This window comes from Streptomyces sp. NPDC049627, from assembly GCF_044465645.1.
Taxonomy (GTDB): Bacteria; Actinomycetota; Actinomycetes; order Streptomycetales; family Streptomycetaceae; genus Streptomyces.
Map to the genome: position 1 here is coordinate 107320 of NZ_JBITLW010000022.1, position 24835 is coordinate 132154.

Here is a 24835-nt window from a genome sequence, read left to right on the forward strand (position 1 = left end):
AGCCCACCAAGCCGTCGCTCCACCCTTTGTCGAGCGCCGACGGAGATCGGCGAGAGCTCGCCGGGTTAGCGTCACGGTGTCCCAACCTGCCCCCTCACCCGCGGAGTCCCCATGAGCACCGCTGCCGCCACCGCCCGTCCGGGACAGGTCCTCGCCGACCTGATCCCCGCCTCCCGCGTCCGGGACGCGGCCCTCGTCCTCGGCGGCGCCGCGCTCACCGGCCTCGCGGCCCAGATCTCCGTGCCCGTGCCGGGCTCCCCGGTGCCGGTGACCGGCCAGACCCTGGCCGTCCTGCTCGTCGGCACCGCCCTCGGCGCCGGCCGCGGCTTCCTCTCCCTCGCGCTGTACGCGCTGGCGGGCATCGCGGGGGTGCCGTGGTTCGCGCAGGGCACCTCCGGTGCCACGGCCCCGTCCTTCGGCTACGTCCTCGGCATGATCCTCGCCTCCACCGTCGTCGGCGCCCTGGCCCGCCGCGGCGCCGACCGCACCGCGCTGCGCACGGCGGGCGCGATGCTGCTGGGCGAGGCGCTCATCTACGCCGTCGGCGTCCCCTACCTGGCCCTGGCCCTCGACCTCTCGGTGTCCGACGCGATCGCGCTCGGCCTCACCCCGTTCCTGCTCGGTGACGCCATCAAGGCGGCCCTGGCGATGGGCGCCCTGCCCACCGCCTGGAAGCTGATCAACCGCTGACGCCGTAGTTCCTGCGGAAGAGGTTCGCCGGGTCGTAGAGCGACTTCAGCTCGGCGAGCCTCTTTCGCGTCCCGGCGTCGTACAGCCCCTCGCCCCGGTCCCCGGCCCCGAAGGCGAAGTTGACCGCCCGGCCGAGCGTGACGGGAGCGAGCGGAGCGAAGGCGGGGTCCAGGACCTTCCGGGCCTGCTCCCGGTCGCCCATGGCCAGCAACCGCAGCAGGAAGGCCCCTTCGCGGTACGGCACCGAGTTCGGCGCCGGCTCGGCCAGTGCCCCGCCCAGATGATTGATCTGTACGACGCACATCGCATCGGCGCCCGGCCCCGTTCGGGCGAGCACGCCGGCCACCGTGTCGACATCGAGCTCGCTCAGCACCGCGCTGTCCCCGTAGTAGGCGTGCGGGAAGTCCGGGTCGCTGTGGATGGTGTGGCTCTCGGCGTACGGCATCTCGCGCAGCGAGTCGGACAGCACGGGCCCGATCTGCCGGAGCGGGGCGACGAGTCGCTCACCGTCGGGCCCCGTGTGAGCGACCCGCACGGAGATGACGTAACGCCCGCGCAGGTGCGGCGGCAGCGCCGGGATGTCCGGATACGGTACGGCGGCGAAGGACGAGGTCAGCCCGTGCGGCACGGTCCGCGTCCACTCCTCGTACGCCCGCAGTACGGCCGCCGGATCGACCTGCCGCCCGTCGAAGGCGAGCGAGCCGCCGTAGAGGGTGCGGACGGGGACGAGGCCGATCTCCATCCCGGTGACGACGCCGAAGGCGTGGCCGCCACCGAGGAGGGCCCAGTACAGGTCGGCCTCGGATTCCGGTGTGACATGGCGCAGTCGGCCGTCGGCCGTGACGACGTCGAGGGAGCGGACGTGATCGGCGGCGTACCCGAACTGCCGGGCCAGGATGCCCAGTCCGCCGCCCAGTGTGTACGACACGGCACCGACGGACGGGGCCGAACCGTTGAGCGGCGCGAGCCCGTACGGCCCGGCGGCCGCCACGACCTGCCCCCAGCGCACGCCCGCCTGCACACGGGCGGTGCGGGCCACGGGGTCGACACTCACGCCGTCCATGGGCCGGGTCGAGATGACGGCACCGCCCTCGACCGGTCCGGGCAGCCCGTGACCGGTGGCGTGGATGCCGATCGGCATGCCCCGGCCGGCCGCGTGGCGCACGGCGGCGACCACGTCATCGGCCGAGGAGACGGCGAAGACGACATCGGGGCGCTGGGCGAAACCCGTCTGGAAACCGGCGAGTTCCTCTTCGTCGCTCAGGACTCGTTCGCTGTTCATGACTCCCAGGGTGGCCGCATAACCTGACATGTGCCGTCAGGTTTTCCGGCGAAGTACCGGGGTGCGACGCGGCGACCGCCCCGCACCCCGGTCGGTGGTGCTCAGACCTCCTGCGACCGCCGCGGCCGCCGCAGCTGCGACCACCACAGCCCTGCCGCGCCCGCCGCGATCAGCGTCGCGCCGGCCGCGCCCAGCGGCAGGACGTCACGGCCGACACCGGTCTTGGGCAGCTCGTCGGCGCCCGGTGCGACCGGCTTGTTGTCGGTGCCGAGAAGCAGCGGGGTGGCCGGGGCGTCGGGCGACGGGTTCGTCGTACCGAACGGCACCGGGCCCTGCTGCCAGTACGTCTTCTTGCCGTCACCGGTCTGGACGGGAAGGCAGATCTTGCCGGTCTTGCTCAGGTCGTACGTCGCGTCGACGGCGTACGACTTCGACTCGCCGGCCGGCAGATTGTCGATGGGGCAGGAGAAACCGCTGTTCGAGCCCTCCGGAAGACCGTTTTTCGCAATCGCGGAGCAGCCCTCGACGTTTTTGACCGTGAGGCCGTCGAAACCGACGACCAAAAGCTGGATCTTCCCGCTGTCCTTGGTCCCTTCGTTCTTGACGGTGGCAGTGATGTCGGCCTTTTCCGAACTGTTGTCCACCGAGATTTTTTCGGGCAGTTCAGTGGTCAGTTCCACTCCTGCCGGTGCCTCGTCGATGACCTTTCCCCCCTTGCTGCTGCCGGGTCCCTGGTCGTCCGCACTGGCGGTGAAGGAAAGGATCATCACTGCCGAGATGGATGTCGCGACCAGCGATCCCGCGATGGCCGTCGTGCGACGAGAACTCATGTTCGTCCCCCTTGCCTGCGCCTGAATTCGCAGTACTTGAAGAGCTACCACAAGATTTCTCCGCACTATGCTGGTACGGCATGAAGTGTGACCATTGTGTTTCAGTCGGGGATGTCTGAGGCACGGCGGAGGGGGTGCAGCGGATTGCCGGGGAACGCGGAGAACACGGGAAATGCGGGAGCCGCGGGAAACACGAGGAGCGGCGGGCTTCCCGGTTTACTGGTGACGGGACGCTACCGACTGGTCGAGAGTATCGGCCAGGGGGGAATGGGGCGCGTGTGGCGAGCCGTCGACGAAATGCTCGACCGCCTGGTCGCCGTCAAGGAGATGCGCATCGACGGCCTCGACCCGGAGGACACCCGCACACGCCGCGAACGCACCCTGCGGGAGGCGCGGGCGACGGCGCGGATCGACCACCCCAACGTCGTCCGGGTCTACGACGTGGTCGACGAGGGCGAACGCCTGTGGATCGTCATGGAGTTGGTGGCCGGCCGCTCCCTGGAACGCATCATGGCGGAGGAGGGCCCCCTGGGCCCGTGCGAAACGGCCCGGATCGGCATGGGCCTGGTGGCCGCACTGCGCCAGGTCCACGCCCGCGGTGTCCTGCACCGCGACATCAAGCCGGGCAACGTCCTCGTGGAGTCGGAGGCGGCCGGCGGCCGCGGCCGGGTGGTCCTGACGGACTTCGGCATCGCGGCGATCCAGGACGCGAAGGCCCTCACCATGGTCGGCATGCTGGTCGGCTCACCCGACTACATGGCCCCCGAGCGCATCTCCGGCCGCCCCCAGGGCCCGCCCTCCGACATCTGGTCCCTGGGCGCCACCCTCAGCGCGGCCCTGGCCGGCCGCTCCCCTTTCTCCCGCGACACGACCCTGGCGACCCTGCACGCCGTCCTGTACGAGGAGCCCGAACTGCCGCCGACGGCAGGCCCGTTGCGCGACCTCCTCGCCGCTCTCCTGGAGAAGGAGCCGTCCACCCGCCCCGCCCTGGACGATGTGGAGACGGCCCTGCAGCCGGTGGCGTTCCCGGAGCCCACGCCGACGATGCCGGTGGTCGGACGAGGCGTCGGGGAGCCCTCGGGGCAGGTGGAGGAGCGGGAGCAGGAGCCCGAGTCCGAGCCGCAGCCCGAGCCGCCCCCGGAACCGACGACGGCACCCGACTCCCTCCCCGAGAGGCCCACCCCCGCCCTCCTGGAGGCGCCCCCCACTCCGCGTGACCCCCGCCGCCCGGACCCCGTACAGGACGCGATACCACCGCACACCTCACCGCCCTCCGCCCCTGCCCCCACCTCCGTCCCCACCCCTTCCTCCCCGTCCTCGCCTGCCTCCCCTTCCTTCTCTTCCTCCTCCACCGAACTCGCCTCCGAACCCCGCCCGGTGGCCCGCTCCGAAACCCCGGCCGCCCCTTCCCGCGGCTCCCACGGCACCGCCCCCCGCCGCCCCGGCGTCTCCCTGTCCCGTGCCGAAGCGGTGACCGAGCGGCGGCCGACCCCGGAGCCGGAGCTCATGCCCAGTGGCTCCCGGTCGTACGGGTCCATGTCGCCCGGCGAGTTCCCCGGCCCCGCGGTCCCGGCCGGACCCCGGCGCGGGCGGCGTCGTACGGGACGTATCGCCGCCGCCGTCGGTGTCGGCGCCGCGTGCGCTGTCGTGGCGGTCGTCCTCGCGACCGACTTCGGGAAGCCGGAGGACAGACAGGCCGGTTCCTCGCCGTCACCGTCCTCCTCGGCCGCGTCCTCACCGGGCCCCGGCCCGTCCTCGACGGTCGAGGGCACGTCGAGACCGCAGACCCTGCCGCCCGGATCCCGCCGGGAGGCGGGCGGGTTCGCGTGGGTGCCGCCCGAGGGCTGGCGGCGGGACGTCAAGACGGGATCGGAGGTGCACTACACGTCACCGGACGCCGCACAGGAACTCGCCGCCAAGTCGTCGCTGGCCCGCGACGACTTGATGGACTCATGGCAGAAGTCGGAGGAGAACGCCCGGCAGGGGCAGCAGTACCGCAAGATCCGCCTGGAGCGGACGACGTTCCGCAGTCACCCGGCGGTGGTCTGGGAGTACACCTTCTCGCTCCAGGGCGAGCCCTGGCACGCCCGGCTGCTGGGCTTCACCGTGGACGGCACCTCGTACCAGATCAACACGTGGTACCGGCCGGAGACGGAGGACGAGGCCCTCGGTATCTACGAGAAGGTCAAGGACACGTTCACGGTGTTGTGACAGGACAGAAGAGAGGGGCGGCGGGGTGTGCACCCCACCGCCCCTCTCGAGCGATCGACGATGTCAGCCGGTCTTGACCTCGTCACGCGCCGTGGTGGGGGCGGCCGCTCCCACCGGCGTCGCGCGCCGGCCGACGACCTTCTCCTTCACGAAGGCGATGACCAGCACGATCGCCGCCACCAGCAGCGACAGCAGCACGGTCGAGCGGCCGTCGTGCTCGGTGTCGGTGAGCATGTAGCCGAGGACGAACACGATCAGCGCGGCCGTCGCCCAGGTCAGGTACGGGTACAGCCACATCCTCACGACGAGCTTCTCGGGGGCCTCGGCCTGGATGATCTTCCGCATGCGCAGCTGGGAGAAGCAGATGACCAGCCAGACGAACAGCGCGACCGCACCGGAGGAGTTGACGAGGAAGAGGAAGACGGAGTCCGGGAACTTGTAGTTGAAGAACACCGCCACGAAGCCGAACACCACGGACGCGAGGATCGCCGTTCGCGGCACACCACGGCCGGTGGTACGGGCGAAGGCCTTCGGCGCGTCGCCGCGCTGGCCGAGGGAGAAGGCCATGCGGGAGGCGGTGTAGAGGCCGGAGTTGAGGCAGGACAGCACCGAGGTCAGCACGATGAAGTTCATGATCTGGCCGGCGTGCGGGATGCCGAGGGAGTCGAGCGCGGCGACATAGGAGCCGTCGTCGGCGATGGCCTTGCTGTCCCACGGGAGCAGGGAGACCACGACGAGGATGGAGCCGAGGTAGAAGACGGCGACACGCCAGATGATGCTGTTGGTGGCCTTGGTGACGGCGCGCTGCGGGTCCTCGGACTCGCCCGCGGCCAGGGTGGCGATCTCGCTGCCCATGAAGGAGAAGACGACGAGCAGCACGCCGGTGAGGATGGCGCCGGGGCCGTTGGGCAGGAAGCCGCCGTGGTCGGTGAGGTTGCTCAGCCCGGCCTGCTCGCTGTCGACACCCGGCAGCAGCCCGAAGACGGCGAGCCCGCCGATGACGATGAACGCGGCGATGGCCACGACCTTGATCCCGGCGAACCAGAACTCGAACTCTCCGTACGACCCGACGGAGACGAGGTTGGTGGCGGTCAGCACCAGCATGACGATCAGGGCCCAGCCCCACTGCGGCACCTGCGGTATCCAGCCCTCCAGGATCTTCGCACCGGCGGTCGCCTCGACCGCCAGCACGACGACCCAGAAGAACCAGTACAGCCAGCCGATGGAGAACCCGGCCCAGCTCCCGAGGGCGCGGTCGGCGTGGGCGGAGAACGAGCCGGAGGTCGGGTTGGCCGCGGACATCTCGCCGAGCATCCGCATCACCAGCACCACGAGCGTGCCGACGAGGGCGTAGGACAGCAGAATGCCGGGTCCCGCGGTGGCGATACCGGAGCTGGACCCGACGAAGAGGCCGGCGCCGATCACACCACCGATGGCGATCATGGACAGGTGGCGGTTCTTGAGCCCGGCCTGTAGGCCGTGGCCGCCGGCGGCCGGTCCGGCCGCCTTCTGGTTCGGCTGCGAAGTCATGGAACGGATTTCCTTTGCGCCGTTGGGGAGGGGTTTTCCCGTACCAGCGATGTACGAGTCGCACGAGCGGTGTACGAGTCGGACCAGTGAATCGGAGGAGAACTGATTCGGGAACCTTTGATTCGGGATTGTTACTTGAGGTTTCCTTGAGGTTCTATAGCGCCGGTCACAATCAACCCGATCGACACCCGGCGCTGCTGCCCCGAAACAGCCGTGTCACACTCGTTCCATGCGCGTGTATCTCGGCTCCGACCATGCGGGCTTCGAACTCAAGAACCACCTCGTCGAGTGGCTCAAGGCGGCGGGCCACGACCCGGTCGACTGCGGCCCCCACATCTACGACGCCCAGGACGACTACCCGCCCTTCTGCCTCCGCGCCGCGGAGAAGACCGTCGCGGACCCCGACTCCCTCGGCATCGTGATCGGCGGCTCGGGCAACGGCGAGCAGATCGCCGCGAACAAGGTGAAGGGCGTCCGCGCGGCGCTGGCCTGGAGCGAGGAGACGGCTGCGCTGGGCCGCCAGCACAACAACGCCAACGTCGTCGCGGTGGGTGCGCGCATGCACACGCAGGAAGAGGCGACGAAGTTCGTCGAGGTGTTCCTGAACACCCCGTACTCGGGTGACGACCGCCACACCCGCCGCATCACGATGCTGGCCGACTACGAGACCACGGGCGACCTCCCCCCGATCCCGCCCCACCACCCCCAGCAGTAACCACCCGCGCCCCGGGGGCTGCACCTCTTGATGCCGGTCCAGGCAATTCAGCCCGTCCGGCGTTTGAGGACGAGGCCCCTTCAGGGCCGAAGCGGGGGTCCAGGGGGCGGCAGCCCCCTGGCGGGGTCGCAGGGGCGGAGCCCCTTCACGATGGGAATGGGTAGGGGCGGCGGGGGCGAAAACACACGACGAAGGAGCCACCGTGCCCGAGGGCCACACCATCCACCGTCTGGCCCAGGACTACGCCGCAGCATTCCTCGGCACGACCCCCCATGTCACCAGCCCCCAGGGCAAGTTCTCGGACGCCGCAGCACTCCTCGACGCCTCGGAACTCACCCACACCGAGGCCCACGGCAAACACCTCTTCCTCGGCTTCCGCCACGCCGACTGGATCCACATCCACCTCGGCCTCTTCGGCAAGGTGGATTTCGGCGCCACCCCCGCACCCCCACCCACCGACACCGTCCGCCTCCGCCTGGCGAACAGCACGTCGTACGTCGATCTCCGCGGCCCCACCACCTGCGCCCTGATCACCCCCACCGAGAAGCAGGCGATACACGACCGCCTCGGCCCCGACCCCCTCCGCGCCGACGCCGACCCGCACCTGGCCTACCGCCGCATCTCCCGCAGCCGTACCACCGTCGCCGCCCTGCTCATGGACCAGAAGGTCATCGCCGGCGTCGGCAACGTCTACCGCGCCGAGGTCCTCTTCCGGCACCGCATCGACCCGTACCGCCCGGGCAAGGACATCACCCCCACCGAGTGGGACGCGATCTGGTCCGACCTGGTCGAGCTCATGCGCGAGGGCGTCCGCAACAACCGCATCGACACCGTCCGCCCCGAGCACACCCCGGAGGCGATGGGCCGCCCGCCCCGCGTCGACGACCACGGCGGCGAGGTGTACGTCTACCGCAGGGCCAACCTCCCCTGCCACATCTGTGGCGGCGAGATCCGCACCGCCGACCTCGCCGCCCGCAACCTCTTCTGGTGCCCGGACTGCCAGACACCGTAGGGAGATGGGCGGCGTGCGTCAGAAGCCGTGCGGCAGCCACGGCGCCACGGCCGACGCGAACCCCACCGACGCCTCGGCCAGCGCCCCCTGCCGCAGCTCCCGCACCCGCCCGGCACCACCCAGCGCCCCCAGACTCACCCCGCCGAGATACGCCGCCCCCAACTCCCGCACGGACAGGGCGAGATCGGCCGAGTCCGCCGTACGCTCGCACGAGGCGCCCTTGGCGTCCCCGGACAGCCGCCAACGCCCCGAGTTCCAGGGGCAGAAGGCGTCCTCCACCTCCAGCACGACATCCACCGGCGCCTGATACGTCCGCGCCTCCAACGCGGCCCCGACGTCCACCAGCCGTACGTGCAACGAGTCCCGCACCCGCAGCGCACACCGCCGGATGTCGGACACCTGGTACTGCCACGCCTCGTCCACGGGCCGCCCGTACGCCTTCAGGGTCGACGTCAGGTCGATGCCGAACAGGAACCGCCACAGCGCGGCCTGCGCCGCCGGATCCAGGGCCTGCGCGTCCCGCAGCCGGACGGTGCCCTTGGGCCCACCGGCATCCCAGTCCGGCTTGACGTGGAAGCGCGCGTACCCGACCACCTCGCCGTCCCGCTCCGCGAGCACGCACTGCAGCGGTGACGCACCCTCCCGCTCGCTCTCCGGGTCGAGCAGCCCGAGCCGCTCCCAGCCGGGCAGCCGCGCGAGCATCCCCGGCCGTCCGGACACCTTGCGCGCGTACACGGCCTCGCACACGTCGAGGACGTCGGCCGGTACGGCGTACCGCAGACGTACGTCATCGGTGCCGGGCGGCACGGACAGCCGGACGCGGATCGTGTCGATCTCGGCGTTCACCCCGAACGTGCCGACGCCGTACCCGAACCGGCCGTAGATCTCCGGCTCGGAGGCGGTCAGTACGGCGAGCGGACTGCCCCACTCCCGCACGTCGTCCAGCTGCCGCCGCATCATCGAGGTCAGGACGCCGCGCCGGCGGTGCGTGGCGGCCACGCTGACCATCGTGACGCCCGCGGCGGGCACGGAGGCCCCGCCGGGCACGGTCAGCCGGAAGCTGAACGCACCGGCCGTCCCCACGCACGTGTCCCCGTCCCAGGCGCCGAGGGAACGGTCGAGCTCAGTGAGCGAGTCCCACAACTCCCGCTCCTCGGCGGCCTCCGGTACTCCGCCGAAGGCCCGGATCAGGGTGTCGTACCAGATGTCCCACTCGTCCCGTCGAAGCACCCGCAGCTCGGGACGGCCGGGCTGCCGATCGGGACGAATGGGGTGGCTCACACTGTCATTCGCCATGAACCATGCGTACCAGGGCATTGCGGGACGAGCGAGGGAATTTCTCAGTGGCGGCGGCGAGACGGCTTTCCGTGAAGTTCACTGTGAAGTTGAACCTCGGACGGGGGACAAGTGGGACCTCCCGTGCCAAGCAGCTGGTCCGATGGATAGGGTCCCGAACTAATGGCAGCAGGACGAGAGCGGCGCAGGGCGGCCGAGACGTTCACGGCCCGGTTGAAGATGCAGTGGCACCGGGCCCGTGTCGGCGTGCGCAGAAGCGCGGTGGACTACTTCCGCGGCGACGGCTCCGACTGGATCGCGCTGGCCGGCCTGCTGCTGACCGTGCCGCTGATCTGCGCCCTGACGATGGCCAACCCGGTGTGGTTCTCCCCGGCCGCGCTGGTCCTGCCGATCGTGGCGGGCGGGCTGCTGCTGCGCCCGGCGAGCCTGCTGGGCCTGTACGCGGCGGCGGCCACGGCGCTGATCGTGGAGTCGGTGCAGCTCGGCCCGTACACCGAGGGCCCGTCACGCGTGACGCCGGGCGTGGTCCTGGTCGTGGCGGCGTGCGGCTTCTTCGGTCTGCTCATCGCACAGTTCCGCAGCCGCGTCGGCGTGCCCTGGCGGCGCGGCGGCACGATGCTCTTCGACCTGCGTGAACGCATCCGCGTGCAGAGCAAGCTGCCGAGCCTGCCGCACGGTTGGCACCGCGAGATGGCGCTGCGCCCGGCGGGCGGCCAGTCCTTCTCCGGTGACTTCGTGGTCGCGGCCCGCACGAACGGCGGCCGCACGCTGGAGGTCGTCCTGACGGACGTGTCCGGCAAGGGCATGGACGCGGGCTCACGGGCGCTGCTGCTGTCGGGCGCGTTCGGCGGCCTCCTGGGCAGCCTGCCCCCGCACGCGTTCCTCCCGGCGGCCAACGGCTACCTGCTGCGCCAGGACTGGGACGAGGGCTTCGCGACCTCGATCCACCTGGTCCTGGACCTGGATTCGGGAGACTACGAGCTGTACTCCGCGGGCCATCCTCCGGGCCTGCAGCTGAGCGCGGGCACCGGCCGCTGGGAGGAGAAGGCGGCGGAAGGCCCCCTGCTCGGCGTCTACGACGGCGCCCAGTTCGACCCCGTCAAGGGCTCCCTCCGCCCGGGCGACGTCCTGATGCTCTTCACGGACGGCCTGGTCGAAACGTCCGACCGGGACATCGTCGAGGGCATAGACCGCCTCACCGGCGAGGCCGACCGCTACGTCGCCGGCGGCTTCCACGGCGCCGCCTGGCACCTGATCGAGGCGGTCGCCAAGGACGTCAACGACGACAGGGCCCTGCTCCTGATCTGCCGCGAGGGCCCGACGGCCCAGAAGGGACCACGCTGACCACGCGCCGGCCCGCATCACTCAGCCCGTCCGGCGTTTGAGGACGAGGCCCTTTCGGGGCCGACGGGGGTCCAGGGGGCGGAGCCCCCTGGGCGGGGGCGAGACACTGGACGAGTGACCGAGACACCGCAGCAGCACCTGTCCCTGGCCGACGTGGAGGCCACCGCCCGCACCGCCCACGCGGGCCAGACCGACAAGGCCGGACGCCCGTACGCCGAGCACCTCCAGGCCGTCGCCGAAGGCGTACGCGCGCGTGGCGGCGACGACGACCAGATCGCGGCGGCATGGCTGCACGACGCCGTCGAGGACGACGCCCTCAGCGAGCGGTGGCTGGAGGAAGCCGCGCTGAGCGACCGTACGAAGGCGGTCGTGCGGGCGCTCACCAAGCGGGCCGCAGAGGCCCCCGAGGCGTACGCGGCACGCATCCTCGCCACCGACGGCGCGCTCCTGGTGAAGGAGGCGGACCTGGCGCACAACGCGGACCCGGCACGCCTCGCGGTCCTCGACGACAAGACCCGGAAACGACTGACCGAGAAGTACGCACGGATGCGCGCACTTCTCGGTCTCGGGTCTTCCTGATCGTCCTGAGACGTCCTGGGTCAGGCGTTGACCTTCTCGCGTACGGCCGCGCCCTCGCGCTTCTCGCGCTCCCGGGCCACCGCCGCCGCGTCCCGCTTGAACGCCCAGTCCATCTTGGGCTCCATCGCGAACCGGAACATCCGCTGCACCGGCTTGGTGCACAGCAGCGTGACTCCGATCACCGCGCACACGGTGACGAAGATCTCGCCGAGCGGGCGGTGCAGCCAGGCGTGGTCGAACCAGCCCTGGTAGTCCCCGGCCTTCACGAAGAAGCCGTGCAGCAGATAGCCGTACAGCGTCCCCGCGCCGAGCGCCGTGAACCACATGTGGCGGCGCGGCACCCAAGCGAAGAAGCAGGCGGTCAGCAGCAGCGAGCAGCCGAACATCGCCAGCACCATGACCGGCCCGGTCCACCACGGCGCGTGCAGCTCCTGCGCGGCGTCACGGTGGTAGAACCACGCGGTGTTCATGCGCGGCACCGCCCACCAGCCGAAGGCCAGCGCGACCGCGCCCACCGGCACGGACAGGATCCGCACCGTGCGGGTGCGCACCATGTGGAAGTGCTCGGGCTTCATGCACAGCCCCAGCACGAAGTACGGCAGGAACTGCAGGACCCGCTGAAGATCGAGGTCGTCGCCGATCCCGGGCGTGACCGTCGCCGCCATGGCGAGGCCGAGCGCGAGCGGAAGCGGCCAGCGGACCATCTTCCAGATGGGCGTGGTCATCCGCCAGATGAACAGCGCGCAAAGGAACCACGTCAGGTACCACGGGTCCAGGAGGCTGATGTCCTGGCCCGGGTCCTCGTCGATCCAGCGCTTGAAGAGCGGGTACGCCGTCTCGAACACGATGTACGGCACGGCGACGCCGGTGATCAGCCGCTTCAGCCGGCTGGGGCTGGCGTCGAAACTGCGTGAGAAGAAGCCGGAGATGATGATGAACGCCGGCATGTGGAAGGTGTACACGACGGTGTACACGGCCTCCAGGATCCGGCTGTCACCCTTGATCGGCTCCCAGGCGTGTCCTATGGCGACGAGCACGATCGCCAGGTACTTGGCGTTGTCGAAGAACGCGTCGCGCTGCTTGGCACCACTGGACGCGGCTCTGCTGTCGGCCTGAGCCTGCTGGTTCTGGTTCTGCTTCTGCGGCGAGCGCGGACTCGGCACTCCGTCCACCGACGACTGTGCCGGGGGGAGTGGCGCTCTGTTGTGGCCGTGCGGTCGCAGCGAGTTCGTCACAGACCCTCCCACCGGAAGCCGGGGGAGCCGATCCAGGACCTCGCTGCGCATGCGGGGGACGAGGCAGCGTGGAACATCTGAGGCACCCTAGCGTTGCCTGTGTGATTTCGTAAAACCCCCGAGGTCATTCGTGGTTATTGCGCTCGATGACGCGTGTACCACGAACATGTACCTGACGGACACCTGTTGGCCACCCTCCTTGTCCTGATTCATCCTGACTAAAAGGTGCATATGGCCAGGAGATGACTCCGGTCGAATGATCAGCACGTCATGAATTCGAAATTGCCGCGAACACGTTGTGTGCCGATGGAAACGATCCCGTCGAATTCCCTGTGCGAGTGGTCGGTCGAAAAGCCGTACGGGACCGAAGGGAGAGGTCCGTGCGCGCATCGGACCCGCACAGATCCGGCACAGGTGTGGCGAACGAAACGTCACGTGCCGCATAGCGGGGCCCGGTTGGTGGCACGATGGTTCTGGCGGGGGTGCGCGGGGTTGCATCCCCGGGCCGGGAGAGCGGACCGACCGAGGGTGTGATCTGTTGTGGCCATTTCGCTGTCAGTGGTACTGCTGTTGGCGATCATCTTGGTGGTGCTGATCCGTGGCGGATCACTGAAGGCCGGCCCTGCCGTCGTCGCCGTGCTGTTCGGCTTCTTCCTCGCCTCGACCGGCATGGCCGACGACATCCAGCGGTTCCTCAACTCGATAGCCGAGACGATCAACTCCATCCAGTTCTAGGGTCCGTCGGGCCGCCCGGAAGGGTACGGATACCCTCTTTCCTGATCGTCGAACGGTCCGGGACGGGGGGAACGTAGGGGATGGCGCTGCGCGAGACGGACCCGGCGGAGGTGGGCGGCTACCGGATCGAGGACCGCCTCGGCTCCGGCGGCATGGGCGTGGTCTACCTGGCCCGCTCCGCCTCCGGCCGCCGCCTCGCCCTCAAGGTCGTGCACGCGCAGTACGCCGACGACGACGAGTTCCGCACCCGTTTCCGCCGCGAGGTGGCCGCCGCCCGCCAGGTCAGCGGCGCCTTCACCGCCCCCGTCGTGGACGCGGACGCCGACGCGCCGCGCCCCTGGATGGCCACGCTCTACATCCCCGGTGCGGACCTCGGCACCCATGTCCGTCGCCACGGCCCCCTGCCGCTGCCGAAGTTGCGCGAACTCGCCGCCGGCCTCGCCGAGGCGCTGCGCGACATCCACCGCGCCGGCATGGTCCACCGCGATCTGAAACCGGCCAATGTGATGCTCGCCGAGGACGGCCCGCGCGTCATCGACTTCGGCATCTCCCGCGCCGCCGAGTTCGCGCCGTCCGACGTCCTCACCCAGACCGGCCGCGTCATGGGCACCCCGCCCTTCATGTCGCCCGAGCAGTTCTCCTCCCCGCAGGACGTGGGCCCGGCCGCCGACGTCTTCTCCCTCGGCTCGGTCCTGGTGTACGCCGCCACCGGCCACGGCCCGTTCGACAGCCCGAGCCCCTACGAGACGGCCCTACGGGTCGTGGACGGCGACGCCGAACTCGACGGCGTGCCCGATGAGTTGCTCCCTTTCGTCCGCCTTTGTCTGGAAAAGCACCCCAAGTCCCGCCCCACCACGGACGAACTCCTCACCCTCCTGCGTGACGGCCGCCTGCCCGACCCACGCCCGGAACCGGAGGGCAAGGCCACCGGTGCCGGGCAGCCCCGGCCCCGCCGACGCCGCCGTCGACTGCTGATCGCCTCCGCGGTGAGCGCCCTGCTGCTGGCCGCCGCGACCACCGTCACCGTCGTCGCGGTCAACGCCGAGCCGACCCCGGTCGCGCGCGACCTCCCCGCCGGCTGGCACGCCTGGCAGGCCAAGGACACCCACAACCCCGACGGCCTCGAAGGCGGCTCCTTCACGAACTGCGCCGTCGCCGGAGGCGGCCTCGTCTGCGCGGGCGACGACGTCAAGGCGGCCCGCTTCGAGCTCGCCACCGGCAAGGTCGCCTGGAGCTTCCCCGTGGACCCCACCCCGGACGACACGGGCAACTCCGACGGCGAGGTGCTCGGCACCAAGGGCGACCGCGTCTACGTCTACGAGAACAACGAGGTCCCGGACCGGAACAACCCCGGGTCGACGCTCTCCGACTACTCCGTCCAGGCCCTCGACGCCCGCACCGGCTCGGTCGTCTGGTCCCGGCGCGTGTGGCGCGGCGCCGAGGTGAGCGCCCCCAGCACCGGCAGGGGCGGCGTCCAGGCGAACACCGGGGTCGTCCCGCAGGGGGTCCTGGCCCTGGACCAGCTCAAATCGTCGTACACCCTCCTCGGAGCCGACACGGGCAAGCCGCTCTGGCGGCGCCCGATGCCCGACGCCGACCTGTGCGACCTGCGCGCCGTCGGCGGGAACGGCTACCTCCTGTGCTCCGACGCCGGGCGCCAGAAGGCCAGGGTCATCCGCATCGACCCCGCGACCGGCGCGCCTCGCTGGACGGTCGCCGTCTCCGGCACGCTGACCCTGGTCGGGCAGGCCGACGGCCGCCTGCTGTTCATCGACGACGGCACCGAGGGCTACCGCACCCTCACCACGATCGGCATCGCCGACCACACCAAGCGCACCGTGCGCCTGTCCCACCCGGTGTCCGGCGACAGCACGGCCAGCCTCAGCGACGGCACGGTCTTCTTCGCCAGCTCCAGCGGGCGGGTCCAGGCGGTGGATCCCCGCACCGGCCGCCGTCTGTGGGACTCCCGCTCCTCCGTCGAGACCCCCGGCCGTCCGCTCGCCTTCGGCACCCACGTCTTCATCGCCTCACCCGGTGGCCGCCTGGCCGCCCTGGACCGCGCCACCGGCACGGAACGCGACGCCCGCCCCGGCCCCGGCGGCCTCGCCGTGACCGGCGACGGCGTCCCCATCACCCGCTCCGGCGACGCCCTCTACGTCCCCTACGGCGTGCGCTCCGTGTACTCCGTGGACGCGGCAGACCTTTAGATGCCGATCAGGGCGACCGGATGCCGGTCAGGGCGCCGCTGCGGCGGAAGGTGTGCCGCAAGGGCCCACACTTCGGAACACCAGCCCCTCGAATGGTTGCGTCGAAGGACTGAGCAACTCCTCCGCGGCGATGAAGCGCGGTGGCCCGAAGCCCCCGACGACTACGGCCGCCAGGATGTCGTCCTGCACCGCGTCTCGGGTGACGCCTCTCTGTTCTCCATCCCATGGATCACATATGGAGCGGCGGAGTCTCGCACAGGGCCGCCGCGAGCCCCCGGCGCGCTCCGGAGCGCCGGGAAGCCCCGAGAACGTACCGGAAACGATCAGGGCCAGGCCGAGGAATCATCCTCTGACCTGGCCCTGAGTCGTACAGAGCGGGCGACGGGAATCGAACCCGCGTAGCTAGTTTGGAAGACTAGGGCTCTACCATTGAGCTACGCCCGCACAGGGACGCGCCGCAGGTCAGGTGACCGCGGCACTGCAGGCATCGTAGCGGGTCGCGGCCCCTCGACGCACACCCGATTGCCACGCGCGCCGCCCGTCGGCCGGTGCCGGAGAAATGCGGCGGTCCCACTGCCTGCGGGCATGTACCCTACGTGTCGCACCAGCACGGGGTGTGGCGCAGCTTGGTAGCGCGTCCGCTTTGGGAGCGGAAGGCCGTGGGTTCAAATCCCGCCACCCCGACCACCACGACCGGTCAACACCGGCCATCTGCGCGACGACCTCGGGTGATCGCGTCGAGTGATCGCCTTTGGGGCGTGTCGCCGCTGCCGTTACTATGCAAGCTGCACGCCCGTGTGTCTCTCCGTACGAAGTCACGAAGTCCTCCGGGCGGCGAATCCGCCGGACCAGTCTGGCTCCGGCAGAACCCAAGAAGTCAGCCACAAGGAGACCGAACCGTGAAGAGCGCCGTGGAGACCCTGAACCCGACCCGGGTTCGGCTCACTGTCGAGGTGCCCTTCGAGGAGCTCAAGGACAGCCTCGACGCGGCGTACAAGAAGATCAACCAGCAGGTCACGGTGAAGGGCTTCCGCAAGGGCAAGATCCCGGCCCGCGTCATCGACCAGCGGTTCGGCCGCGGTGCGGTCCTGGAGGAGGCGGTCAACGACGCGCTTCCGAAGTTCTACACCGAGGCGGTCAACGAGGCCGAGCTCAACGTCCTGGGCCAGCCCGAGGTCGACATCACCGAGCTGAAGGACGGCGAGACGCTGAACTTCACCGCCGAGGTCGACGTCCGCCCGGCCATCGAGATCCCGGACTACTCCGGCATCGAGGTCGAGGTCGACGCCGTCGAGGTGACGGACGAGGACGTCGAGAAGTCGGTCGAGCAGCTCCGCGAGCGCTTCGCCTCCACCTCCCCGGTGGAGCGCGCCGCCGAGGACGGCGACGTCGTCACGATCGACCTGGAGGCCAAGGTCGACGGCGAGGTCCTCGAGGACGGCGTCGCGAACGGCGTCTCCTACACGATCGGCTCCGGCGAGCTGCTGGACGGCATCGACGACGCCGTGAAGGGCCTGGAGGCCGGTGGCGAGGCCACCTTCACCTCCGAGCTCAAGGGCGGCTCGGCGGCCGGCAAGGAGGCCGAGGTCACCGTCAAGGTCACCCAGGTCGCCGCGCGCGAACTGCCGGAGCTGGACGACGACTTCGCGCAGCTCGCCTCCGAGTTCGACACCCTCGAGGAGCTCAAGGCGGACAGCCGCAAGCGCCTGGAGAACATGAAGCAGTACGACCAGGCCACGCAGGCCCAGGAGCGCGTCCTGGAGAAGCTGCTGGAGCTCGTCGAGGTGCCCGTCCCCGAGAAGCTGCTCGAGGACGAGATCAACACCCGTAAGCACAACCTCGAGCACCACCAGCTCGGCCAGATGGGTCTCACCCTCGACAAGTACCTGGAGATCCAGGGCAAGAGCGCCGAGGAGTTCGAGACCGAGACCCGCGAGGCCGCGGTCAAGGGCATCAAGACCCAGTTCGTGCTCGACGAGCTCGTCAAGCAGGAGAAGCTGAACGTCAACCAGGAGGAGCTCACCGAGCACCTCATGCGCCGCGCCGCTTCCTCCGGCATGTCCCCCGACCAGTTCGCCCAGGCGGTCGTCGAGGGCGGCCAGGTTCCGCTCCTGGTCGGCGAGGTCGCCCGCGGCAAGGCCCTGGCCGTCGTGGTCGAGAAGGCCGTCGTCAAGGACACCAACGGCGAGGTCATCGACCTGGACGACGAGGACGAGGTCGAGCAGGCCACGGAGACCGTCGAGGCCGCCGAGGGCACCGCTGACGCCGCCGACGAGGAGAAGGCCGAGGGCTGAGCCCGCGGCGCCTCGTAGCGCGTAGGAAGGGCCCTGGGGTGCGTATGACGCCCCAGGGCCCTTCTGTCGTACGGCTGCGCGGAGCGTGCCGGAGTGACCACGGCGCTACGCCCCCGGCGAACACCCCCTGAACCGGGATTGCAGCACAGGGCCACCGCGTTAGGGTCCATGAGTATGAGGGCAGGGGAGTCCCCGTTGCCCACGCAGAACACGTGAGACGGCCCGGCGCCGTCGTAAGACGAGCAGGTGGATACGTGACGAATCTGATGCCCTCCGCCGCCGGCGAGCCCTCCATCGGCGGTGGCCTCGGCGACCATGTCTACAACCGGCTGCTCAACGAGCGGATCATCTTCCTCGGCCAGCCGGTCGACGACGACATCGCGAACAAGATCACCGCACAGCTGCTGCTCCTTGCCGCCGACCCGGACAAGGACATCTACATGTACATCAACAGCCCGGGCGGTTCGATCACGGCCGGCATGGCGATCTACGACACCATGCAGTACATCAAGAACGACGTGGTGACCATCGCCATGGGCCTCGCGGCCTCCATGGGCCAGTTCCTGCTCAGCGCGGGCACCCCCGGCAAGCGCTTCGCGCTGCCGAACGCCGAGATCCTGATCCACCAGCCCTCCGCGGGTCTGGCAGGCTCGGCCTCCGACATCAAGATCCACGCCGAGCGGCTGCTGCACACCAAGAAGCGCATGGCCGAGCTCACCTCGCAGCACACCGGCCAGTCGGTCGAGCAGATCACCCGCGACTCGGACCGCGACCGCTGGTTCGACGCCTTCGAGGCCAAGGAGTACGGCCTCATCGACGACGTCATCCCGACGGCCGCCGGGATGCCGGGCGGCGGCGGCACCGGGGCGGCCTGAGGCCCCCCGCACAGCCCCCAGCCGACCGCCTCAGCCCCTAGGAGACAGACAGTGAACGACTTCCCCGGCAGCGGCCTGTACGACCGCACGCGCGCCGAGTACACGGCCCCGGCCGCCGAGTCCCGGTACGTCATCCCCCGCTTCGTCGAGCGCACCTCGCAGGGCATCCGCGAGTACGACCCGTACGCGAAGCTCTTCGAGGAGCGCGTGATCTTCCTCGGCGTGCAGATCGACGACGCCTCCGCCAACGACGTCATGGCGCAGCTGCTGTGCCTGGAGTCGATGGACCCCGACCGGGACATCTCGGTCTACATCAACAGCCCGGGCGGCTCCTTCACCGCGCTCACGGCCATCTACGACACGATGCAGTTCGTGAAGCCGGACATCCAGACGGTCTGCATGGGCCAGGCGGCCTCCGCCGCCGCCGTCCTGCTGGCCGCCGGCACGCCCGGCAAGCGCATGGCGCTGCCGAACGCCCGTGTGCTGATCCACCAGCCGTACAGCGAGACGGGCCGCGGCCAGGTCTCCGACCTGGAGATCGCCGCCAACGAGATCCTGCGGATGCGCTCGCAGCTGGAGGAGATGCTGGCCAAGCACTCCACCACGCCGATCGAGAAGATCCGCGAGGACATCGAGCGCGACAAGATCCTCACGGCCGAGGACGCGCTGACGTACGGGCTGATCGACCAGATCATCTCCACGCGGAAGATGAACAACGCCGACGTTCGCTGACGCGGACCGGTATTGTCTGCTGCCCCTTGGCACGGTTTGGGACGGTGCACGTCAAAGTGAACCGTGCCAAGGGGGGCCCGAACGGGGGGCTAAGCAAGGTACCGTCGACATAAGGCAGCACCAGGAGCCGCTGGATTCGAAATGTCCAGGCGTCTCCCAGGCGAAGGGGAAGCACACCGTGGCACGCATCGGTGACGGCGGCGATCTGCTCAAGTGCTCGTTCTGCGGCAAGAGCCAGAAGCAGGTCAAGAAGCTCATCGCAGGCCCTGGTGTGTACATCTGCGACGAGTGCATCGATCTCTGCAACGAGATCATCGAGGAAGAGCTCGCGGAGACCAGTGAGGTCCGCTGGGAGGAACTGCCCAAGCCGCGCGAGATCTACGAGTTCCTCGAGGGCTATGTGGTCGGCCAGGAAGCAGCCAAGAAGGCGCTCTCCGTCGCCGTCTACAACCACTACAAGCGCGTCCAGGCCGGCGAGAACGGCGGCGCCCAAGGCCGCGACGACGCCATCGAGTTGGCGAAGTCCAACATCCTCCTGCTGGGCCCCACGGGCTCCGGCAAGACCCTGCTCGCCCAGACCCTGGCCCGCATGCTGAACGTCCCGTTCGCCATCGCCGACGCGACGGCGCTGACGGAGGCGGGCTACGTCGGCGAGGACGTCGAGAACATCCTGCTGAAGCTGATCCAGGCGGCCGACTACGACGTCAAGAAGGCCGAGACCGGGATCATCTACATCGACGAGATCGACAAGGTCGCGCGCAAGAGTGAGAATCCGTCGATCACGCGCGATGTGAGCGGCGAGGGTGTCCAGCAGGCCCTGCTGAAGATCCTCGAGGGCACGACGGCCTCGGTCCCGCCGCAGGGCGGCCGCAAGCACCCGCACCAGGAGTTCATCCAGATCGACACGACGAACGTCCTGTTCATCGTGGGCGGCGCGTTCGCGGGTCTGGAGAAGATCATCGAGTCCCGGGCCGGCGCGAAGGGCATCGGCTTCGGCGCGACGATCCGCTCCAAGCGCGAGCTGGAGGCCAAGGACCAGTTCGAGGACGTCATGCCCGAGGACCTGGTCAAGTTCGGCATGATCCCCGAGTTCATCGGCCGCCTGCCCGTCATCACGAGCGTGCACAACCTGGACCGGGAAGCCCTCCTCCAGATCCTGGTCGAGCCCCGCAACGCCCTGGTGAAGCAGTACCAGCGCCTGTTCGAACTCGACGGCGTGGAACTGGACTTCGAGCGCGAGGCCCTGGAGGCCATCGCCGACCAGGCCATCCTCCGCCAGACCGGCGCGCGCGGGCTCAGGGCCATCATGGAAGAGGTTCTGATGTCCGTGATGTACGAGGTCCCGTCCCGCAAGGACGTCGCCCGGGTCGTCATTACGGCGGACGTCGTCCACTCGAACGTGAACCCGACGCTGATTCCGCGGGATGCGCGGGGGCGGGGGCCGGGCGAGCAGAAGACGGCGTAGCCCGCCGCACCGCAGACATACGAAGGGGCCCCGGTCGACCGACCGGGGCCCCTTCGTGGTTGCGGGGTACGGCGTCAGGCCTTGACGCGGATTTCCGCGCGCAGCTTCGTGGTGATGTCGACCGCCACGTCCTTGGTGACGTCCTTCGTGGCGTCATTGGGCGACACCATGGCCATGGTGCTGTAGTCGGCCCAGACGCACAGCCAGTTGGTCGTCTCCTTCTTGGTCATCACGTTCTGACCCTTGGTGGCCTGGCACTTCATGACCGCACCGTCGAGGTCGGCCTCCTCGGGCTCGCCGACCAGTTTGGTCTTGGGAGCACCGCTGCTGCCGGAGGAGGAGTTCTCCTCGGAGGACTTCTTCATGTCTGCGAAGAACGCGTCTAGAGCCTTCTCCGGGTCGGCGATCTCGCCGTAGGCGCCCACGTACGTGATGCCCTTGGCAGTCGTCAACTGGGAGAGGTCCACGGAGCTCGGGTCGCTGGGGTCGTAGTTCGAGAGGTCCGCGGTCGAATACATGCCGAGCACGGACTTGCCGTTCTTGACGCCGCTCTTCTCCAGGTCCTCCGCCGAGTTGTCGCCGGACGACTGACCGAGGCCGGACATCTGCTTGTACTCGCTGAGTACCGTCTTCGGCGTCTCCAGCTTGTGCGCCCCGTCGTCCGCGAGGTCGCCCCCGCCGCCGCGCGTGCCCCCGAGTGCGAAGTACGCCCCGACGGCGATCGCGGCCACAACCGCCACCGCACCGATGATCAGCCCGGTCTTCTTGCCGCCACCCCCCGGCGCCGGCGGCTGCGGCACCCCGTACGGTGCCTGGCCGTACTGCGGCTGCTGGCCGTACGGCTGCTGGGGCGGGACGCCCTGCGGGGGCTGCTGCGGGTAGCCGTAGCCGGGCTGGGGCTGGGCCGGAGGAGCCTGCTGAGGGTAGCCGTAGCCGGGCTGGGGTGCCTGCGGCTGCTGGCCGTACGGACCCGGCTGGCCGTACGGACCGGGCTGCTGGGGCTGCCCGCCGTACGGGCCCGGCTGGTTGTAGCTCATTTCTGGGTTCCCCTCCAGATGCTTATGCGTTCACGACATCCTGGCGCAAACACAGGGGGCGCACGGCATCGGGGTGCCCACCGTTACAGAACAAACGCGTTTCGGGACACGCCCGGGACACCCCTAAACTGAGCCCGTGACCGAGAACGCTCAGCAGCAGCCACCAGCGCCCAACACCGAACTGCCGACCCAGTACGCGCCGGCCGACGTAGAGGGGCCGCTGTACGAGCGCTGGGTAGAGCGGGGTTACTTCGAGGCGGACGAGAAGAGCGACAAACCGCCGTACACCATCGTCATCCCGCCGCCGAACGTCACCGGCAGTCTGCACCTCGGGCACGCCTTCGAGCACACCCTGATCGACGCCCTCACGCGCCGCAAGCGCATGCAGGGCTTCGAGACGTTGTGGCAGCCCGGCATGGACCACGCCGGTATCGCCACGCAGAACGTCGTCGAGCGCGAGCTCGCCAAGGAGGGCAAGTCCCGGCACGACCTGGGCCGTGAGGCGTTCGTCGAGCGGGTCTGGCAGTGGAAGGGCGAGTCCGGCGGGCAGATCAGCGGGCAGATGCGGCGCCTGGGAGACGGCGTCGCCTGGTCGCGTGAGCGGTTCACCATGGACGAAGGCCTGTCCCAGGCCGTCCAGACCATCTTCAAGCGGCTCTACGACGACGAGCTGATCTACCGCGCCGAGCGCATCATCAACTGGTGCCCCCGGTGTCTGACGGCCATCTCGGACATCGAGGTCGAGTACCAGGACGACGACGGCGAGCTCGTCTCCATCCGGTACGGCGAGGGCGACGACTCCATCGTCGTGGCGACGACCCGTGCCGAGACGATGCTCGGTGACACCGCGGTCGCCGTCCACCCCGAGGACGAGCGCTACCGCCACCTCGTCGGCCGCGAGATCGAACTGCCGCTCACCGGCCGCCGTATCCCGGTCGTCGCCGACGAGCACGTCGACCCCGAGTTCGGCACGGGCGCCGTCAAGGTCACCCCGGCGCACGACCCGAACGACTTCGAGATCGGCCAGCGCCACGACCTGCCGTCCCTGAGCATCATGGACGAGCACGCCGTCATCACGGCACACGGTCCCTTCCAGGGCCTGGACCGACTGGAGGCCCGCTCGGCCATCGTCGGCGCGCTGCGCGCCGAAGGCCGGATCGTCGCCGAGAAGCGGCCGTACGTCCACTCCGTCGGCCACTGCTCGCGCTGCAAGACCACCATCGAGCCGCGCCTGTCCATGCAGTGGTGGGTCAAGGTCGGCCCGCTCGCGAAGGCCGCCGGTGACGCGGTCCGCGACGGCCGGGTCAAGATCCACCCGCAGGAGATGGAGAAGCGGTACTTCGACTGGGTCGACAACCTCCACGACTGGTGCATTTCGCGGCAGTTGTGGTGGGGTCACCGCATTCCGGTCTGGTACGGGCCGAACGGTGAAGTCGTCTGCGTCGGACCGGACGAGGAACCGCCGAGCGGCGAGGGCTGGCGTCAGGACACCGACGTCCTCGACACCTGGTTCTCGTCCGGCCTGTGGCCCTTCTCGACCCTCGGCTGGCCCGAACAGACCGAGTCGCTCGCGAAGTTCTACCCGAACTCCGTCCTGGTCACCGGCTACGACATCCTCTTCTTCTGGGTCGCCCGGATGATGATGTTCGGCCTGTACGCGATGGACGGCACCCCGCCGTTCCACACCATCGCCCTGCACGGCATGGTCCGTGACCAGTTCGGCAAGAAGATGTCGAAGTCCTTCGGCAACGCGGTCAACCCGCTGGACTGGATGGACAAGTACGGCTCCGACGCGCTCCGCTTCACCCTCGCGCGCGGCGCCAACCCCGGCGTCGACGTCCCGATCGGCGAGGACTGGGTCCAGGGCTCACGCAACTTCGCCAACAAGATCTGGAACGCGACGCGCTTCGCGCTGATGAACGGCGCGACGGTGGACGGGCCCCTGCCGGACCCGTCGAAGATGTCCTCCACGGACCGCTGGATTCTGTCGAGGCTGAACTCGGTCGTCGCCGAAGTCGACGCGTTCTACGAGGACTACCAGTTCGCCAAGCTGTCCGACGCGCTCTTCCACTTCGCGTGGGACGAGGTCTTCGACTGGTACGTCGAGCTGTCGAAGACGACGTTCGCCGCGGGCGGCGAGGCCGCGGAGGTCTCCAAGCGCGTCCTCGGCGAGGTCCTGGACGTCACGCTGAAGCTGCTGCACCCGGTGGTCCCGTTCGTCACGGAGACCCTGTGGACCACGCTCACGGGCGGCGAGTCGGTGGTCATCGCCGACTGGCCGAAGGACAGTGGTTTCCGGGACGCGGCCGCCGAGCAGGAGATCGCCACGCTCCAGCAGGTCATCACCGAGGTCCGCCGCTTCCGCGCCGACCAGGGCCTGCAGCCCGGCCAGCGCGTCCCGGCCCGCCTGACCCTCGACGGCACGGCACTCGCCCCGCACGAGCCGGCCATCCGCCAGCTGCTGCGCCTGCAGCCGGAGGGCGAGTCCTTCACGGCCACGGCGACGCTGCCGGTGGCGGGCGCTGAGGTCGCGCTGGACCTCTCGGGCGCGATCGACGTCGCGGCCGAGCGCAAGCGCCTGGCCAAGGACCTCGCGGCGGCCGAGAAGGAGAAGGCCCAGGCCACGGCGAAGCTCGGCAACGAGGCGTTCCTGGCGAAGGCGCCGGACCAGGTGGTGGAGAAGATCCGCGGGCGCCTGGCGAAGGCGGAGGAGGACATCACCCGAATCCAGGCCCAGCTGGACAGGCTGCCCCAGCAGTAGCCAAC

19 protein-coding genes and 2 tRNA genes are annotated in these 24835 nt (G+C 69.7%); 14 read left to right on the plus strand and 7 right to left on the minus strand.

The features are described 5' to 3' along the window. Positions 1-111: 111 nt before the first annotated feature. Positions 112-690 carry a biotin transporter BioY gene (locus ACIBU0_RS41975; protein WP_398829548.1) on the plus strand — a complete coding sequence of 193 codons (579 nt, stop codon included), beginning with the start codon at positions 112-114 and terminating at the stop codon, positions 688-690. On the opposite strand, the gene ACIBU0_RS41980 is transcribed toward ACIBU0_RS41975, so the two are convergent. After that, on the minus strand, positions 680-1972 hold the full coding sequence (locus tag ACIBU0_RS41980) for an FAD-binding oxidoreductase (RefSeq protein WP_398829550.1): 1293 nt from the start codon (positions 1970-1972) through the stop codon (positions 680-682). The genes ACIBU0_RS41975 and ACIBU0_RS41980 overlap by 11 nt on opposite strands. 101 nt (positions 1973-2073) lie before the next feature. Next, positions 2074-2802, minus strand: a complete 729-nt coding sequence (locus ACIBU0_RS41985; protein ID WP_398829553.1) for a hypothetical protein — start codon at positions 2800-2802, stop codon at positions 2074-2076. A 267-nt stretch (positions 2803-3069) separates the two neighbouring features. Here ACIBU0_RS41985 and ACIBU0_RS41990 point away from each other — a divergent pair, with 267 nt between their 5' ends. Further along, entirely contained in the window at positions 3070-5013 is a 1944-nt protein-coding gene (locus ACIBU0_RS41990; RefSeq protein ID WP_398829555.1) for a serine/threonine-protein kinase, read from the plus strand. Between the two features lie 63 nt (positions 5014-5076). Here ACIBU0_RS41990 and ACIBU0_RS41995 read toward each other — a convergent pair whose 3' ends face one another. Further along, a complete protein-coding gene (locus tag ACIBU0_RS41995; protein WP_398829558.1) occupies positions 5077-6543 on the minus strand; it encodes an amino acid permease in 1467 nt (488 codons plus the stop codon). 229 nt (positions 6544-6772) lie between these two features. Here ACIBU0_RS41995 and ACIBU0_RS42000 point away from each other — a divergent pair, with 229 nt between their 5' ends. Together ACIBU0_RS42000 and ACIBU0_RS42005 are read left to right on the plus strand one after the other, a co-directional pair. Then, positions 6773-7258: a ribose-5-phosphate isomerase gene (locus ACIBU0_RS42000; RefSeq protein ID WP_398829560.1), complete on the plus strand. Its 486-nt coding sequence runs from the start codon at positions 6773-6775 to the stop codon at positions 7256-7258. Positions 7259-7460: 202 nt separating this feature from the next. After that, a complete protein-coding gene (locus ACIBU0_RS42005) occupies positions 7461-8270 on the plus strand; it encodes an Fpg/Nei family DNA glycosylase (protein ID WP_398829562.1) in 810 nt (269 codons plus the stop codon). 18 nt (positions 8271-8288) lie between these two features. On the opposite strand, the gene ACIBU0_RS42010 is transcribed toward ACIBU0_RS42005, so the two are convergent. Further along, complete coding sequence (locus ACIBU0_RS42010) at positions 8289-9566, minus strand: GNAT family N-acetyltransferase (RefSeq protein WP_398829564.1); 1278 nt, start codon at positions 9564-9566, stop codon at positions 8289-8291. 162 nt (positions 9567-9728) lie between these two features. Between ACIBU0_RS42010 and ACIBU0_RS42015 the strand changes: the two genes are divergently transcribed. Continuing rightward, positions 9729-10910: a PP2C family protein-serine/threonine phosphatase gene (locus tag ACIBU0_RS42015; protein ID WP_398829566.1), complete on the plus strand. Its 1182-nt coding sequence runs from the start codon at positions 9729-9731 to the stop codon at positions 10908-10910. A 114-nt stretch (positions 10911-11024) separates the two neighbouring features. After that, the gene (locus ACIBU0_RS42020) at positions 11025-11489 is read left to right on the plus strand and encodes an HD domain-containing protein (protein WP_398829568.1); all 465 of its coding nucleotides are present in this window, start codon (positions 11025-11027) and stop codon (positions 11487-11489) included. Positions 11490-11509: 20 nt separating this feature from the next. Here the strand turns inward: ACIBU0_RS42020 and ACIBU0_RS42025 are convergent, their stop codons facing one another. After that, positions 11510-12652, minus strand: coding sequence for an acyltransferase family protein (locus tag ACIBU0_RS42025; protein WP_398829571.1), 1143 nt, complete (start codon positions 12650-12652; stop codon positions 11510-11512). A 612-nt stretch (positions 12653-13264) separates the two neighbouring features. Between ACIBU0_RS42025 and ACIBU0_RS42030 the strand changes: the two genes are divergently transcribed. Beyond that, a complete protein-coding gene (locus tag ACIBU0_RS42030; protein ID WP_030044846.1) occupies positions 13265-13459 on the plus strand; it encodes a hypothetical protein in 195 nt (64 codons plus the stop codon). A gap of 80 nt (positions 13460-13539) precedes the next feature. Then, positions 13540-15666 carry a serine/threonine-protein kinase gene (locus ACIBU0_RS42035; protein WP_398829575.1) on the plus strand — a complete coding sequence of 709 codons (2127 nt, stop codon included), beginning with the start codon at positions 13540-13542 and terminating at the stop codon, positions 15664-15666. Between the two features lie 373 nt (positions 15667-16039). On the opposite strand, the gene ACIBU0_RS42040 is transcribed toward ACIBU0_RS42035, so the two are convergent. Then, a tRNA-Gly gene (locus ACIBU0_RS42040) sits at positions 16040-16110 on the minus strand. Between the two features lie 166 nt (positions 16111-16276). Between ACIBU0_RS42040 and ACIBU0_RS42045 the strand changes: the two genes are divergently transcribed. The 5 genes from ACIBU0_RS42045 to clpX all read left to right on the plus strand — a co-directional run bounded on the left by ACIBU0_RS42045 (position 16277) and on the right by clpX (position 21032). Further along, positions 16277-16353, plus strand: a tRNA-Pro gene (locus tag ACIBU0_RS42045). A 212-nt stretch (positions 16354-16565) separates the two neighbouring features. After that, positions 16566-17960 carry a trigger factor gene (tig, locus tag ACIBU0_RS42050; RefSeq protein WP_398829577.1) on the plus strand — a complete coding sequence of 465 codons (1395 nt, stop codon included), beginning with the start codon at positions 16566-16568 and terminating at the stop codon, positions 17958-17960. Between the two features lie 266 nt (positions 17961-18226). Then, complete coding sequence (locus tag ACIBU0_RS42055) at positions 18227-18835, plus strand: ATP-dependent Clp protease proteolytic subunit (RefSeq protein WP_380858657.1); 609 nt, start codon at positions 18227-18229, stop codon at positions 18833-18835. Positions 18836-18886: 51 nt separating this feature from the next. After that, the gene (locus ACIBU0_RS42060; protein WP_398829580.1) at positions 18887-19567 is read left to right on the plus strand and encodes an ATP-dependent Clp protease proteolytic subunit; all 681 of its coding nucleotides are present in this window, start codon (positions 18887-18889) and stop codon (positions 19565-19567) included. Between the two features lie 178 nt (positions 19568-19745). Continuing rightward, on the plus strand, positions 19746-21032 hold the full coding sequence (gene clpX, locus ACIBU0_RS42065; protein WP_398829582.1) for an ATP-dependent Clp protease ATP-binding subunit ClpX: 1287 nt from the start codon (positions 19746-19748) through the stop codon (positions 21030-21032). Positions 21033-21106: 74 nt separating this feature from the next. Here clpX and ACIBU0_RS42070 read toward each other — a convergent pair whose 3' ends face one another. After that, a complete protein-coding gene (locus ACIBU0_RS42070) occupies positions 21107-22069 on the minus strand; it encodes a hypothetical protein (protein WP_398829584.1) in 963 nt (320 codons plus the stop codon). A 136-nt stretch (positions 22070-22205) separates the two neighbouring features. On the opposite strand from ACIBU0_RS42070, the gene ACIBU0_RS42075 reads away from it, so the two are divergent. Next, positions 22206-24830 carry a valine--tRNA ligase gene (locus tag ACIBU0_RS42075; protein WP_398829587.1) on the plus strand — a complete coding sequence of 875 codons (2625 nt, stop codon included), beginning with the start codon at positions 22206-22208 and terminating at the stop codon, positions 24828-24830. The last annotated feature ends 5 nt before the right edge of the window (positions 24831-24835 follow it).